Annotated in this window: 16 protein-coding genes; 13 read left to right on the plus strand and 3 right to left on the minus strand. The window is 72.2% G+C overall.

All coding sequences use genetic code 11. From position 1 onward, the window contains the following. Positions 1–30 precede the first annotated feature (30 nt). Together KZC56_RS09585 and KZC56_RS09590 are read right to left on the minus strand one after the other, a co-directional pair. On the minus strand, positions 31–861 hold the full coding sequence (locus KZC56_RS09585) for a flagellin N-terminal helical domain-containing protein (RefSeq protein ID WP_136031054.1): 831 nt from the start codon (positions 859–861) through the stop codon (positions 31–33). A 98-nt stretch (positions 862–959) separates the two neighbouring features. Beyond that, on the minus strand, positions 960–1,763 hold the full coding sequence (locus KZC56_RS09590; RefSeq protein WP_247638448.1) for a sigma-70 family RNA polymerase sigma factor: 804 nt from the start codon (positions 1,761–1,763) through the stop codon (positions 960–962). Positions 1,764–1,983: 220 nt separating this feature from the next. Between KZC56_RS09590 and flgN the strand changes: the two genes are divergently transcribed. Genes flgN through KZC56_RS09640 form a run of 10 tightly spaced genes read left to right on the plus strand, consistent with a single transcriptional unit; the run spans position 1,984 to position 10,436 of the window. Beyond that, positions 1,984–2,466 (plus strand): flagellar export chaperone FlgN, encoded by a 483-nt coding sequence (flgN, locus tag KZC56_RS09595; RefSeq protein ID WP_247638449.1) that lies wholly within the window; start codon positions 1,984–1,986, stop codon positions 2,464–2,466. Between the two features lie 13 nt (positions 2,467–2,479). Beyond that, positions 2,480–3,889: a flagellar hook-associated protein FlgK gene (gene flgK / locus KZC56_RS09600; RefSeq protein WP_247638450.1), complete on the plus strand. Its 1,410-nt coding sequence runs from the start codon at positions 2,480–2,482 to the stop codon at positions 3,887–3,889. Between the two features lie 13 nt (positions 3,890–3,902). Then, on the plus strand, positions 3,903–4,784 hold the full coding sequence (flgL, locus tag KZC56_RS09605) for a flagellar hook-associated protein FlgL (RefSeq protein WP_136031046.1): 882 nt from the start codon (positions 3,903–3,905) through the stop codon (positions 4,782–4,784). Further along, positions 4,781–5,152: a flagellar assembly protein FliW gene (locus tag KZC56_RS09610; RefSeq protein WP_136035474.1), complete on the plus strand. Its 372-nt coding sequence runs from the start codon at positions 4,781–4,783 to the stop codon at positions 5,150–5,152. The genes flgL and KZC56_RS09610 overlap by 4 nt, the downstream gene beginning before the upstream one ends. Positions 5,153–5,207: 55 nt before the next feature. After that, entirely contained in the window at positions 5,208–5,825 is a 618-nt protein-coding gene (gene tsaB, locus KZC56_RS09615) for a tRNA (adenosine(37)-N6)-threonylcarbamoyltransferase complex dimerization subunit type 1 TsaB (protein ID WP_247638451.1), read from the plus strand. After that, positions 5,822–6,310: a ribosomal protein S18-alanine N-acetyltransferase gene (gene rimI / locus KZC56_RS09620; protein ID WP_136031039.1), complete on the plus strand. Its 489-nt coding sequence runs from the start codon at positions 5,822–5,824 to the stop codon at positions 6,308–6,310. Before tsaB ends, rimI begins: the two co-directional genes overlap by 4 nt. After that, positions 6,307–7,395 carry a tRNA (adenosine(37)-N6)-threonylcarbamoyltransferase complex transferase subunit TsaD gene (tsaD, locus tag KZC56_RS09625; protein WP_136031037.1) on the plus strand — a complete coding sequence of 363 codons (1,089 nt, stop codon included), beginning with the start codon at positions 6,307–6,309 and terminating at the stop codon, positions 7,393–7,395. Before rimI ends, tsaD begins: the two co-directional genes overlap by 4 nt. Next, entirely contained in the window at positions 7,392–7,877 is a 486-nt protein-coding gene (locus KZC56_RS09630; RefSeq protein WP_247638452.1) for a hypothetical protein, read from the plus strand. Before tsaD ends, KZC56_RS09630 begins: the two co-directional genes overlap by 4 nt. A gap of 2 nt (positions 7,878–7,879) precedes the next feature. Continuing rightward, a complete protein-coding gene (locus KZC56_RS09635) occupies positions 7,880–9,019 on the plus strand; it encodes a hypothetical protein (protein ID WP_247638453.1) in 1,140 nt (379 codons plus the stop codon). Then, positions 9,003–10,436: a hypothetical protein gene (locus KZC56_RS09640; RefSeq protein WP_247638454.1), complete on the plus strand. Its 1,434-nt coding sequence runs from the start codon at positions 9,003–9,005 to the stop codon at positions 10,434–10,436. The genes KZC56_RS09635 and KZC56_RS09640 overlap by 17 nt, the downstream gene beginning before the upstream one ends. Before the next feature lie 4 nt (positions 10,437–10,440). On the opposite strand, the gene KZC56_RS09645 is transcribed toward KZC56_RS09640, so the two are convergent. Further along, positions 10,441–11,646, minus strand: coding sequence for a class I SAM-dependent methyltransferase (locus tag KZC56_RS09645; protein WP_247638455.1), 1,206 nt, complete (start codon positions 11,644–11,646; stop codon positions 10,441–10,443). A gap of 151 nt (positions 11,647–11,797) precedes the next feature. On the opposite strand from KZC56_RS09645, the gene groES reads away from it, so the two are divergent. The 3 genes from groES (at position 11,798) to KZC56_RS09660 (ending at position 14,600) form a co-directional block, all read left to right on the plus strand. Beyond that, entirely contained in the window at positions 11,798–12,094 is a 297-nt protein-coding gene (gene groES, locus KZC56_RS09650) for a co-chaperone GroES (RefSeq protein WP_017203655.1), read from the plus strand. A 174-nt stretch (positions 12,095–12,268) separates the two neighbouring features. After that, complete coding sequence (rarD, locus tag KZC56_RS09655) at positions 12,269–13,198, plus strand: EamA family transporter RarD (RefSeq protein ID WP_136035192.1); 930 nt, start codon at positions 12,269–12,271, stop codon at positions 13,196–13,198. Between the two features lie 145 nt (positions 13,199–13,343). Next, positions 13,344–14,600 (plus strand): ABC transporter substrate-binding protein, encoded by a 1,257-nt coding sequence (locus KZC56_RS09660; protein ID WP_136035191.1) that lies wholly within the window; start codon positions 13,344–13,346, stop codon positions 14,598–14,600. Positions 14,601–14,618 lie beyond the last annotated feature (18 nt).

Below are 14,618 nucleotides of genomic sequence, written 5' to 3' on the forward strand. Positions count from 1 at the left end.
CCCCGGTGCGATTCAGTGCTGCGGTGCGGATCAGCGCAGCAGCTGGAGCACGCCCTGGTTGGCCTGGTTGGCCTGCGCGAGCATCGCCGTTCCCGCCTGCGACAGGATGTTCGCCGACGTGAACTTGACCATCTCGGACGCCATGTCGGTGTCGCGGATGCGGCTCTCGGCGGCGGCGAGGTTCTCGGCCGACACGTTGAGGCTGTTGATGGTCGACTCGAAGCGGTTCTGCAGCGCACCGTAGCCGGCACGTGCGGTCGAGACCGCCTGGATCTGCGTGTCGATGCCCGCCAGAGCAGCGCCGTACGATGCCGCGTCCGTCATGCCCGTCGCGAGCGTCTTGATGTCGGCACCGAGCGTGGCGAAGTTGGTCAGGTTCACCGAGATCTGGTCCTCGGCGGCGACCGCTCCCGCGCCCACCTGGAACGTCAGCGTCGTGCCGCCCGAGAGCAGCTTGATGCCGTTGAAGTTGGTGCTCGCCGCGATCCGGGTGAGCTCGTCGCCCAGGGCGGAGATCTCGGTCTGGATGGCGTTGCGCGACTTCGCGTTGTTCGAGTCGTTCGCGCCCTGGTTGGTCAGGTCGCGAACGCGCTGCAGGATGGAGTGCACTTCGGTCAGGGCGCCTTCTGCGGTCTGGATGACCGAGATGCCGTCCTGGGCGTTGCGGGCCGCGACGTTCAGGCCGTTGACCTGCGAGCGCAGGCCCTCGGAGATCGCGAGGCCGGCGGCGTCGTCCGCTGCGCGGTTGATGCGGAAACCGCTCGAGAGCTTCTCGAGCGACTTCGACACGTCGTTCTGCGTGTTGGACAGGTTGCGGTAGGCGTTGAGCGCCGACACGTTGGTGTTGATCTGCATACCCATGAGGGTTTCCTCCGTGATGTGTTGTACGGGGGACCGTCCGTGGTCTCCCGCTCACACCTATCGGCGGAGGAGGCGCGCGCGTTAGGGATGCGGCGTGGTCAGGCGGGGGCCGCGGTGCGGAACACATCGCCGATGCGGGCGCCGGCGGCCTCGGCGATCCGGCCGAAGTAGGCGTCGCGGGCGGCGGGGGAGATGCGGGTGGAGGCGACGGGTTCCACCGTGCCCTCGGCGAAGTAGCGGTCGAGCGCGTCGCGCAGCAGCCGCACGGCCTCCGATCGCTGCTGCGAGACGGCGGAGTGGGTCACCCCCAGCTCTTCGGCGATCTCCTTCACGGGCCGTTCCTCGATGTACACGGCCAGCACGATGCGGCGCATGCGCTCGGGAAGGGCGGCGATCGCGTGCTCCAGCACCTCGCGGCGCTCCCCGACCAGGGCGGACTCCTCCGGCAGGGGCACGTCGGCGACGAGGTCGCGGGCGGCCGGGTCGTCGATGGTGGAGACGGTGCGCGCGGCGTCGGCGAGTGCTTCCGACACGGCCTCCCTGGGCGAGCCCATGGCCGTCGCGACCTCGGTCACGGTGGCCGTGCGGCCGAGGGCGGCAGTGAGGGTGTCGCGCACGGCGACGGTCTCCTTGATGCGCTTGCGGATGCCGCGGGACGCCCAGTCCATGGAGCGCATCTCGTCGGCGAACGCACCGAGGATGCGGCGCCGGGCGTAGGCGCCGAAGGGGACGCCGAGCGCGGGGTCGTAGGCGTCGGCGGCGGTCACGAGGGCGAGCGCGCCGACGGCGGCGAGCTCTTCGCGGGGGATGTGGGTTGCCCGAGCATGGGTGTCCGCAGCGAGATAGCCGACCAGGGGAAGGTTGGCCTCGACGAGGCGGTTGCGCTCAGCGCGCGACGACATGGGGGATGATCCACCTCTCTGGATGCACTCCGGAAGCTCCATGGCGAGGGGTAGATGCGCATATCACATAATTCGCGATATGTACATGGGGAGAACTAACCACCGCCGTTCCACATAGTAACCTTATGGGCGCGGCGGCCGATAGGGATTAATGAACCGTTAACAGGCGGGTCGATCGCACCGGCGTTGGGGCGGGGGATCGCTGGGGAACAAGGGGATCATGGGAGCCAACGAACTATCGATGCAGCTCTGGCGCGAGCGCGAGCTGCTCGAGATGCTGCTTTTCAAGCTCGACGAGCAGCAACTGCTGCTCGCGGCCGGCCGATCGCACTGGATACAGTTTGCGGCACGCGAGATCGATCAGGTACTCGATCGTCTGCGCAGCGCAGGACTGGCCAGGGCCGTCGAGGTCGCCGGAGTCGCGCAGGAGTGGGGTGCCTCGGACGAGGCGACCATCACGGAGCTCATCGAGCACGCGCCGGAGGGGGCGTGGGCCGACGTGCTCACCGACCACCTGCGCGCGCTCGTGCGGCTGACGGCGGAGGTCGAGCAGATGCGCGACTCCACCGCCGAGCAGCTCAGCGGCGTGCTCCGCGCGACACAGGAGACCATCGCCGCGCTCGGCGTCGAGAGCGGCGAGTACACCACCCGTGGAGACCGCGCCCGCGAGGACTCCGCCCGCATCATCGACACAGAGATGTGACCGAGAGGGGACCATGTCGACCTTCAGTGGACTGAACACCGCCGCGAGCGGACTCGCCGCGGCACGCCGCGGCATGGACGTCGTCGGACAGAACATCGCCAACCAGAAGACCGAGGGGTACACGCGGCAGCGGGTCGAGACCTCGTCGATCGCCGCCGTCGCCCAGACGGGCCGCTTCAGCATGGGGGCGCTCCCCGGCCACGGCGTGTCGATCGACGGCGTCGCCCGGCTCGGTGACGCCCTGCTCGACGCGCGGGTGCGCGACACCCTCGGCACCTCGGGCTACTGGTCGGCGCGCGCCCTCGCCGCGACCACGGCCGAGGCTGCTCTGGGCGAGCCGACCGACAAGGGCCTCGCCAACCGCCTCACCTCCTTCTGGGCGGGGTGGCAGGAGCTCGCGAACACGCCCGACTCCGGCGCCGCCGCGGCGAGCGTCCTGGAGTCCGCGAAGGAGCTCGCCGCGCACGTGGCCGGCGGCTACCGCACGGTGGCAGCGCAGTGGACGGCCGCACGCGAGTCGGCGGGTCGCGCGGTCGATCAGGTGAATGCGGCCGCCGAGCAGATCGCCGTGCTCAACACCGAGATCCGCGACGCGCTCGCCGCCGGGCGTTCGGCGAACGAGCTGATGGATCGCCGGACCGTGCTCGCGGAGGATGTCGCCCGCCTCACGGGCGGCACCGGGACCCTGGAGAGCGACGGCACGCTCACGCTGCGCCTCGGCGGCAACGCCCTGGTCTCCGGCGGCGACGCCCGGCGTCTCGCCCTCACCGGGCCGACCGCGATCGAGGCGGGGCAGCGCGTCGGAGTGATCTGGGAGTCGGCACCCGACCTTCCGGTCTCGGTCGACGGCGGCGAGCTGGGCGGCACGCTGTCGGTGCTGGCGCCGGCCGCCGACGGGGGCATGCTCGCGCAGCTCGCCTCGACCTACGACCGTGTGGCGACCGCGCTGGCCGAGTCGCTCAACGCGCAGCATCGGGCCGGTGTCACGGCCTCCGGTCAGCCGGGCGGCGACTTCTTCACCCTCCCGGCAACGGGTTCCGCGGCCCTCGGGCTGCGCGTGGCCGTGACGAGCGCCGACCAGCTGGCCCTGGCGGCTCCGGGCGCGGGGGCGAAGGATGCGAGCAACGCCGATCTCATCTCGCAGATCGGACGGCGCGCCACCTCGCCCGATGCGCTGTGGACCGACCAGGTCACCCGCTTCGGCGTCTCGACCGCGGCCGACGTGCAGCGCGCGAAGGTGTCGGAGTCGGCGGCGGCGGGGGCCATCGGCGCCCAGCAGTCCGTCGCGGCCGTCGACGGCGACGAGGAGACGATCAGCCTCCTCACCTACCAGACCGCGTATCAGGCGGCCGCCCGCGTGCTCACCGCCGTGGACGAGGCCCTCGACGTCCTGATCAACCGCACGGGCGTCGTCGGACGCTGATCGGAGGAGCACCGTGATCTCTCGCGTGACGCAGTCCACCATGACCCAGACGGCCATGCGCCAGTTGCAGGCCAACCTGTCCGAGCTCGCGCGGCTGCAGGACCAGGCGACCTCGCAGAAGGCGTTCGCGGCGCCGTCGGACGACCCGACCGCCGCGGCCGCGACCCTGGCGCTGCACGCCGAGCAGCGCCGCACCGAGCAGTACGCCCGCAACATCGACGACGGGCTGGCGTGGGTGACCGCGGCCGACAGCGCCATCACCGCCAGCACCTCGCTGCTGTCCCGCGTGCGCGACCTCACGGCGCAGGGCGCCAACGACGGCGCGCTCGACGCGACCGCCAAAGAGGCCCTGGCGGTGGAGCTGGAGGGCATCAGGGGCGAGCTGCTCGCGCAGGCGAACACCCGTCTGCTCGGCCGCTCCGTGTTCGCCGGCACGTCGGACACCGCGGCCTTCGCGGCCGACTACTCGTACAGCGGCGTCGCGGGCTCCGAGGTCACGCGCCGCGTGTCCGACGCCGCCTCGGTCCGCGTCGACACCGACGGCGCGGCCGTGTTCGGCACGGGGGACGACTCCGTGTTCGCGCTGGTCGACCGCATCGTGGCGGATCTCCGCTCCGGCACCAACGTCGGGCCGCGGCTCGGCGAGATCGACGACCGCCGCACCGCGATGCTCGGGGTGCAGGGCTCGGTCGGCACCCGTCAGTCCCAGATCGAACGCGCCAAGGAGGCGGCCGTGCAGAATTCCGTGTCCCTCGAGTCCCGCCGCGCGGCGGTCGAGGACGTCGACTCCGTGGAGGTCCTCATCCGCCTCCAAGCCCAGGAGCTCGTCTACCGGTCGGCGCTCGCGGTGAACGCCCGCGTGCTGCAGCCCTCGCTGATGGACTTCCTGCGATGACCGCGGCGCTCACCTTCACCGCCCCGCCTCCCGGGCTCGCCCCGCACGTCGACTTCTCGCTCGCGCCGATCGACGGCGCCGACGGGCTGTTCGCGCTGCGCGCCGTGGCCGACGAGGCGCTGCGGCTGTACCTGGTCGACCCGAGCACCGTGCTCGGGGAGTATGCGCCGACGCTGAGCGACGCCCAGGTGGACGACCTGGCACTGCGCTCGCCCGACGATGCCCTGGTGCTCGTGGTCGCGCACCCCTCGGCGGATGGCGTGAGCGTGAACCTCCTGGCGCCCGTGGTCGTGAACCGGACGACGGGCGCGGCCGCCCAGGTCATCCTGGAGGATCAGGACTACCCGGTCAGGGCGCCCCTGGGCTGAGCGGGCGGGCCCTCCTGCACGGCGCCGGAGGGCCCGTGACGACTACCCTGGAGGGGTGATCCTCGCCGTCGACACGTCCCTTGGCACCGCCGTCGCTCTCATCGACCCCGACGGGACGCCGCGGGCCGAGGCGGGCACCGCCGATCCGCTCGGTCATGCGGAGGTGATCGGCGATCTGCTCGCCGGGGTGCTCCGCGACGGAGGCTCCGACGGCATCACCCACGTCGTGTCCGGCATGGGTCCTGGACCGTTCACCGGGCTGCGCATCGGGATCGCCGCCGCCCGCGCGTTCGCCCTCGGCCGCGGCCTGCCCGTGCTGCCGGTCCCGAGCCACACCGCGGCGGCGCTCACGGCCCTGCCGACGCAGTCCGGCCCGTTCGCGATCGTCACCGACGCACGCCGCCGCGAGGTCGCGGTCACGGTGTTCGACGGGCTCGACGACGACGGACTGCCGGTGGTCGTGGCCGACACGGTGCTGGTGCGGGCCGTCGATGCGGACACCCACCTCGACGGCATCCCGCGCGTCGACACGACCGTGCTCTCCGCGGTCGACCTGGCCAGGGCGGGCGCGCGGGCGCTGGCCGCGGGCCGCACGCTCGCCGACGCCGAGCCGCTGTACCTCCGTCACCCCGACGTGACGCTGCCCGGAGCGCCGAAGAAGGTGGGTTCGTGACGCTGCGGGAGGCGGTGCCGGGCGACCTCGACGCGATCATGGCGATCGAGGAGCGGTCGTTTCCCACCGACGCCTGGAGCCGCGAGACCATGGCGAGCGAGCTGTCGAGTCCGCACGGCCGCTATCTGGTCGACGAGGTCGACGGCGAGATCGTGGGGTACGGCGGGGTCAGGGCTCTGCAGGGCGGCGCCGACGCCGACATCCAGACCATCGCCCTGCTCGCGGAGCACCGGGGTCGGGGCCGGGGGCGTGCGCTGCTGCACGCTCTGCTCCGGGCGGCGGCCGCCCGGGGAGCCAGGGAGATGTTCCTCGAGGTGCGGGCCGACAACCCGCCGGCGGAGGGGCTGTACCGGGCCGAGGGCTTCGAGGAGATCGGCAGACGCCCCCGCTACTATCAGCCCGACGACGTCGACGCGATCGTGATGCGTCTGGACCTGCGCCGCCACCCCGCGGTCGCCGATACGCCGGAGGAGGCGAACGCATGAGCGAGCCCCTGGTGCTCGGCATCGAGACGAGCTGCGACGAGACCGGTATCGGGATCGTGCGCGGCCGCACGCTGCTGTCCAACACGATCGCGTCGAGCATGGATGAGCACGCCCGTTACGGCGGCGTCGTGCCGGAGGTCGCGGCTCGTGCGCACCTGGAGGCGCTGCAGCCGGCGATCGACGCCGCGCTCGCCGAGGCCGGGGTGCGCCTGGACCAGCTCGACGCGGTCGCCGTCACGAGCGGTCCGGGACTGGCGGGCGCGCTCATGGTGGGTGTCGGCGCGGCGAAGGGGCTCGCGGTGTCGCTCGACAAGCCGCTGTACGCCGTCAACCACCTGGTCGGTCACATCGCCGCCGACATCCTGACGCCGGAGTCGGAGCCGCTCGAGTACCCGACGATCGCGCTGCTGGTGTCGGGCGGGCACACGTCGCTGCTGCACGTGCGCGACCTCACGACCGATGTCGAGCTGCTGGGCGAGACGGTCGACGATGCGGCGGGCGAGGCGTTCGACAAGGTCGCGCGGCTGCTGTCGCTGCCGTACCCCGGAGGCCCCGAGATCGACAGGGCCGCGGTGGGCGGGGATCCCGAGGCGATCCGGTTCCCGCGCGGGCTGTCCCGGGCGTCCGACCTCGCGAAGCACCGGTACGACTTCTCGTTCTCCGGGCTCAAGACCGCCGTCGCGCGGTGGGTGGAGCGGTTCGAGGCGGAGGCCGCGGCGGCGGGCGACGAGGCCCCGGCGCTGCCCATCGCCGATGTCGCCGCGAGCTTCCGCGAGGCTGTGGTCGATGTGCTCGTCACGAAGGCGCTGGCCGCCTGCGCCGACCTGGGAGTCCCGCGGCTCCTGCTCGGCGGCGGCGTGATCGCGAACCGGCGGCTGCGCGAGGTCGCCCTGGCGCGAGCCGCGGAGGCGGGCGTCACGGTCCGCATCCCGCCGCTGTCGCTGTGCACCGACAACGGCGCGATGATCGCGGCGCTCGCCGCCGAGCTGATCTCGTCTGGTCGTCCGCCGTCGACCCTCGCGTTCGGCGCCGACTCGACCCTGCCGGTGACCGAGATCCAGGTCGCGGAGGCGGTGGCGGTATGAGCGACGTGCCGCGACCGGCGGGAGACGCGACCCCGACGCCCCCTGCGCGACTCGAGCGGGCGAGCGAACAGGTGGACCGTTCGGCGGCGACGGCGCGGATCCCCGGCGCGCGGCGCGACGGATACAGCAAGCTGCCCACGGGTCCGGTCGGCATCGAGCCCGTGGTGGTGAGTGGCCCGGACATCGACCGTCACGAGGATGCGGAGTGGGAGCCGTCGGTCACCGAGCCGGCGCCCGTCGACGACACGCGGCTCGCGCCCTGGGCCCTGCTGGCGGCGATCGTGGCGCTGGGCGCGTCGTTCTTCGTCGGCTGGGGGATCCCGGTCGCGGTGGTCGCGGTGATCGCGGCGATCATGTCGCTGCGGTGTCCGATGGAGAACCGCGCGATCGCGCGCTGGGCGCTCGCTCTCGGCCTGTGCGCGACCGTGTACAGCCTGGCCTGGCTGGTGTGGGCCGGTATGCAGTTCGAGAGGCTCGGCTAGCGATGCCGTCGGCGGGGGGCGACGACGAGCTGCGGGCGCTGCAGCGGAAGGCCTACGCCCGCGATGGCGCCCTCACGGCCGCCGAGGCCGCCCGGCTGGCCGCTCTCGAAGAGCTCCGGCGTGCCGGGCGTGCGGACGCCTCCGGGGTGCCGGCTCGCGATGCCGCGGCATGCGACACCGGCCCGGCTTCCGATGCCAACACGGCCTCGGCATCGGGCGCGGACGCGGTGTCCGGTGGCGGCCCGGGCGACGCGTCGCCGGAGAGTGCAGACGGCTCGGATCCGGGTGCCGGCGTCGACAGCGAGTCTTCGGGGGGCACCGACGCGACGGGCGTCCTCGGGACGCTGCGGAACCGTCGTCCCCTCGTCCTCGCGCTCGCCGCGGTGCTCCTGGTCGCGGTCGGCGTGGGCATCGGCTGGGCGGCGTTCGGCCGATCTGCGGCGCCGGCGGTCGCGCTGACGGCCGAGCAACAGGTGTGGCACAACGACCTCGTCGCCTCAGGCGTCTACGACCCCGGGTCGGTGCGGGCGCTCGCGGTGGAGGACGACGTGGTCATCTGGACGGCGACCCAGGAGCAGCGCGCGCGCATCTGCCTCGTCCTGGGGTCGGGCAAGAGCACCACGCCCAGTTGCGGTCCTGCCGAGCAGGTCGAGAACACCGGGCTGTACGGCTCGCTGACCCTCGGCGCCGACGAGGAGCGGCAGAGGCAGGTCAGCGCGCAGCTGCTGCTGACCGCGAGCGGCGAGGCCGCGGTCGCCGCCGCCTCCTCCGACTACTCGAGCACCGTGACCGGCATCGAGTACGCGAACGACGAGGAGACCGCCACCGCCGAGCGCTTGGCGGAGGACGGGTTCGATCCGAACTCGATCTGGGTGGCCGGGTACGACGGCGATGTTCCGCTGTGGGTGGCCTCGCGGATCGGCGAGGGACGGCAGTGCCTGATCTACGACGGCTCGACCGCGGAGGCGCCGATGACGTGCGAGGCCGCCGAGACGTTCGGCGAGTACGGACGCGGGCTCACGCTGGAGGTCGCCGATGTGGCCTCGGGCGCGATGACGCGCTACGAGCTGCCGATGGATGCGGGGCCCATGTTCCTGGTGATCACGCGCGAGTGGGGTGTCGCCGGTGCCGGAGGGGACTGAGACGCCCGACGCCGCAGCGACGCCCGGCACCGAGGGGTCGTGGACCGACGCGGCGGAGCGTGAGCTGCGCGAGCTGGAGCGTCGCGCCTACGGCCGCGGCCCCGGGCTCGACGACGTGCAGGCGCGCCGCCTCCGCGCGCTGCACGACGCCCGCCGCGCCTCCGCCTCCGGCTCCGGTGTGTCCGGCCCCGGTGCGTCCGCCTCCGCCTCCGCCTCCGCCCTGCACGAGAGCGCGGCGTCCGGGCCGCGCGAGGCTGGGCCCGGTGCCTTGGGTCCTGGCGTCCCCGGACCCGCCACCTCCTTGGGCTCCGCCTCCGGGCCACGCGCCTCGGGTCCCGGCGTCTCCGGACCCGCCTCCGCCTCCGGCCCCGCGTTCGCCTCCGCCTCCGCCCGGCACGAGAGCGCGGCGTCCGGGCCGCGCGAGGCCGCCCCGGAGGCCGCCGCCGGGCACAACGTCGACCCCTCGTCCGAGGGGGACGCTGTCCCGAAGCCCCACGGCACCGCGGCGGAGGACGCACCGTCGCTGCCGCTCGCGCGGCGTCGCCGGGCGTCGATCGTCGTCGCCGCGGCCCTCGCACTGGTGGCGGTCGGGGTGGGAGCGGGCTGGGCGCTGTTCGCCCCGCGCGACGCCGCGCTGCCCTTGACCGCCGCGCAGGAGCAGCGCCGCGCCGAGCTCGCGGCCGAGGACTACGACCGGGGATCGGTGCGGGCGGTGGCGCAGAGCGACGACGCGCTCGCGTGGTTCGCGACGCAGGACGACGCCCGGCGACTGTGCCTGGTGCTCGATGTGGGCGACCGCTCGCAGTCGACCTGCCTGCCCGCGGACGACGCCGCGGACGGCATGAACGTCACGGTCCCTGTCCCGATCGACCCGCCGGGCGACGAGGGCGGGGCCGCGGTCGAGAACGTCGTGGCCACGCTGCTGCTGTCGGTCGACGACGAGCCGATGGTGAGCATCCAGCGCTGGAGCATGAACTCGTCGGTGCTGTCGCAGTTCGAGGGCGAGCAGCGCACCAGGGCCGAGGAGCTCCTGGCGGACGGCTACGAGCTCGGGCTGTCGCTGGTGGGGTTCTTCCACGGGGAACCGGTGTGGCTGGCCGACCGTCCGTCGGACACCGGTGTGTCCCTGCGGTGTCTGATCGTGGATGCCGACGCCTCGCGCCAGTGCGCCCCGATCAGCGAGGCCCTGGAGTCCGGGCTGGGGGTGCAGGTGGTCGACGTCGATCAGGAGTCGGGAGACGTGATCGCGGTCTCGGTGGTCCAGGTGGAGTTCACGCGCTGGCAGGCCCCGTACCTGTCGGTCACGACCGGGGCGGTGTTCTCCGAGGCGCCGTCCGGAGACTCGTATCTGGTGACGACGGGTCCGCCCGGCGATCCGATCCGGGTGGAGATCCCCGATCGCGACCCGGACGGCTGAGCGATCAGTCGGCCGCGGACACCCGGTCGGCGAGGATCGCGCGGCGCCGGTCGCCGATCCGCACGAGGATCAGGGTCGCCTCGGCGTCGCCCTTCAGCGTGAGCGTGCGCCGGAACGCCGCGGGATCCACGTCCACCCCGCGCTTCTTGATCTCCAGCCGCCCGATGCCGTTCGCCTTCAACGCCGCGTTGATGCCCTTGGTGTTCATCGGCAGCACGTCCCGCACGCGGAAGCTCTGCACGAACGGGCTCGTCAGGGCGGTGTCCGACGTGAGGTAGGCGATGCGGGGGTCGAGCATGCCCGCGTCGAGGCTGCGCGCGACATCCCCGATCAGGCGGGCGCGGATCACGGCGCCGTCCGGCTCGTGGAGGAACGCGCCGAGGTCGCGCACCGGGGCGTCCTCCGCATCCGCCGCGGCGGTGAGCTCGTGGGACCGGTCGCCGCGGACGAGCAGCGCCGAGCGGCGCACACCGTCTCGCGCGAGCTCGCGCGTCCACACCACGAGCTCGACCACGCTCCCGTCGGCGCTGATCCACTGCGTCTCGGCGTCGTCGGGCAGGGCGTCGCGGTCGTGCGCGGGGCCGAGCTTGATCCCTGTGGGCTGCCGCGCGGCGACCCCGAAGGCCCAGTCGAGCGAGGGGGAGTAGTCGTCCGCGGCGACGCGGCGGGTCTCGCTGTGCCCAGAGGTGCGGCGGGCGGGGTCCATCCATACGGCGCGGCCGGGTCGTGGCTCCCCGAGTGTGTCCTCCGCGGTGTCGTGCCGCACGGTGACGCTGTCGCCGAAGGGCGCGAGGTTGTAGGCGGCGATCGCGGCGGTGACCTCATCGGCGTCGACCGCCAGCACGTCGAGTCCGGCGCCCGCGAACGCGAGCGCATCACCGCCGATGCCGCAGCCGAGGTCGGCCACGGCCGTCATCCCCGCGCTGCGCAGGCGCTGCGCGTGCCGGGCTGCGACACCCAGGCGCGTGGCCTGTTCGAGGCCGGCCCTGGTGAACAGCATGCGGGCCGCGAAGGGGCCGAACTTCGCGGCGGCCTTCGCCCGCAGGTGCGCCTGGCCGACCACGGCGGAGACGAGGTCGGGGGAGTGCCCGGCCGCGCGCAGACGCGACACCGCGGCGGCGGCCTCTGCGGTCGAGCCCACCTCGCCGGTGCCGTCGAGCAGTTCGAGGCCGGCGGGGGTCAGCAGGGCACGCAGCTCGGACATCTCCACGCCTTCAGCCTAGGCGCGCGGGGGCGGACGTTCCCGGGCTGGCACTCGCATTGCATGAGTGCCAGCCGACCGCCTACACTGGCATTAGCACTCTCGGGTTGAGAGTGCGAACGAGTCTTTCGTGTCAGCGTCAAGAAAGAAGAGGTAGACCGTGTCGGTTTCCATCAAGCCGCTCGAGGACCGCATCGTCATCAAGCAGGTCGAGGCCGAGCAGACCACCGCGAGTGGCCTGGTCATCCCCGACACCGCCAAGGAGAAGCCCCAGGAGGGCGAGGTCGTGGCGGTCGGCCCCGGCCGCATCGACGACAACGGCAACCGCGTTCCGCTCGACGTCGCCGTCGGCGACCGCGTGCTCTACAGCAAGTACGGCGGCACCGAGGTGAAGTTCGGCGCCGACGAGTTCCTCGTCCTGTCGGCTCGCGACGTCCTCGCGGTCGTCGTCCGCTGATCAGCTGAATCCCGTCCCCGCCGCGCGCGGGGCCACGGATCCGAAGGGGTCCGGATGCCACGGCATCCGGACCCCTTCTGCGTTTCCGCCAATCGTCGGTCACTTCCCGCCGATCTTCCCGAGCGGCCCGGTGACCGGCGCGGTGGGGTCGCGCCGCGGGCATAGGGTTGTGCGGTGACCCCCGAGACCGCCCGCGCCACCCCGACCGCGGGCGTCGTCTACGCCGCGTCCGCCTACGTCCTGTGGGGGGTCCTGCCGCTGTACTTCCTGCTCCTGGCGCCGACGGGCCCGTGGGAGGTCGTCGCGTGGCGCGTGGTGCTGTCCTTCGTGTTCTGCCTGCTGCTGCTCACGGTCACGCGCGGGTGGGCGGCCATCCGCGTGATCCTCCGCACGCCCCGGCTGCTCGGGTGGACGGCACTGGCCGGTCTGCTCATCTACATCAACTGGCAGGTGTTCCTGCTGGGCACGCTCAGCGGCAACGTGGTCGAGACGGCGCTGGGCTACTTCATCAACCCGATCACGACCGTGCTGCTCGGGGTATTCGTGCTCAAGGAGCGCATCCGCCGCCTGCAGTGGGTCGCGGTGGGCATCGCCGCGATCGCGGTGGTCGTGATCATCGTGGCGTACCGCTCCTTCCCGTGGATCGCGCTGTCGCTCACCGCCTCGTTCGGTGTGTACGGGCTCATCAAGAAGAAGATCGGTCCGGCGGTCGACGCGGTCAGCGGGCTCACGCTGGAGTCGTTCTGGCTGCTGCCGATCGCGGTGGTGCAGCTGGTGGTGGTGGCGCAGACCTCCGGCCTCACGATGGGCGCGAACGGTGTGGTGCACGCGCTGCTGCTGGGTTTCGCGGGCGTCGCGACGGCGGTGCCGCTGCTGTTGTTCGCGGCGGGGACGCGCCGCGTGAACCTGGCCGTGATCGGCATGATCCAGTTCCTCACGCCGATCATGCAGTTCCTGATCGGCGTGGTGGTGCTGCACGAGCCGATGCCGCCGGAGCGATGGATCGGGTTCGTGCTCGTGTGGATCGCGATCGCGGTGTTCGTCGCCGACCTGCTGCTGGCCGGGCGGCGGGGACGCCGGATCGCGCGCGCCGCCCTGCTCTGATCCCCGGGCTCGACCGCGGCGACACCGGGTGTCGGATCGTTAACGCACCGAGATACTTGCACCCCCTGCGCGCTGACCTCACGCCCTAGTGTTAGAGCACCCGCCTGTGGTCACAATCCACGTTCAGTCACGCAAGGGAGCATCCATGAACGCACTGAAGGGCTCGCGCACCGCGAAGGTCTTCGCCGGGATCGCGCTGGTCAGCGCATCCGCCATCGTCATCGCCGGCTGCAGCAGCACGCCGAACGCCGAGCCGTCGGAGGGTGGCGGCGACAAGCCGGCCGCCGACCTGACGCTCAAGCTCGGCTCGCTGCTGCCCGCCACCGGATCGCTCGCCTTCCTCGGCGCTCCCATGGAAGCCGGCGTGCAGCTCGCCGTGCAGCAGATCAACGAGGCCGACGCCGGTGTCACGATCGACCTGACCACCGCCGACGAGGGCGACCTCGACAACAAGGCCTACGAGACGTCGATCACCAACCTGCAGAACGCGGGCATCACCGCGATGATCGGTGCCGCGTCGTCGAGCGTCACCAAGCTGATCCTCGACAGCAACGCCGGTGCGGGCATCCTCACCGTCTCGCCGTCGAACACGTCGCCCGACTTCACGGGCATCAACCCGCTGTACTTCCGCACGGCGCCGAGCGACAACCTGCAGGGCGAGGTGCTGGGCAACCAGATCGCCGAAGACGGCCACAAGACGCTGGGCATCATCTACCAGAACGACCCGTACGGCACGGGCCTGTTCGAGGCCATCAAGGCCACTTTCGAGGGCACCGGCGGCGAGGTCGTCGCCGACGCGTCGTACAACCAGGGTGACGGCCAGTTCAACGCCCAGGTGTCGGAGATCGCGGCCGCCAAGCCCGACGCGGTCGCCGTGGTCTCGTACGACCAGTTCGCGACCATCGCGCCGCTGCTCGCCAACGCGGGCATCGACACCGGCTCGCTCTACCTGGTCGACGGAAACCTGAAGGACTGGGGCTCCGACATCCCGGTGAGCCTCGAGGGCTCGAAGGGCACGCGCGCCGGCGCCGAGCTGCCGCAGGACTTCCTCGACCAGCTCAACGAGGTCTGGACGGCCGACGGCAACGACCCGATCGACGCCGTGACATACTCGGCCGAGGCCTACGACGCCGTGATCCTGATCGCCCTGGCGGCCCTGAAGGCCGGCTCGGTCGAGGGTGCCGACATCGCCGAGCAGATGATCACCGTCTCGGGTGGCGAGGGCGACGGCGAGAAGTGCAAGGACTTCGCCGAGTGCGCCGCGATCATCAACGACGGAGGCACGCCGGATTACGACGGCCTCTCCGGTGAGATCACGTTCGACGAGAACAACGACCCGAAGGGCGCCGCGATCGGCGTCTACGAGTTCGGCGCAGACAACACCACCACGCGGATCAAGTAAGCCGCATCGCGAAGGCCC

It is taken from the genome of Microbacterium sufflavum, assembly GCF_023091155.1.
GTDB lineage: Bacteria > Actinomycetota > Actinomycetes > Actinomycetales > Microbacteriaceae > Microbacterium > Microbacterium sufflavum.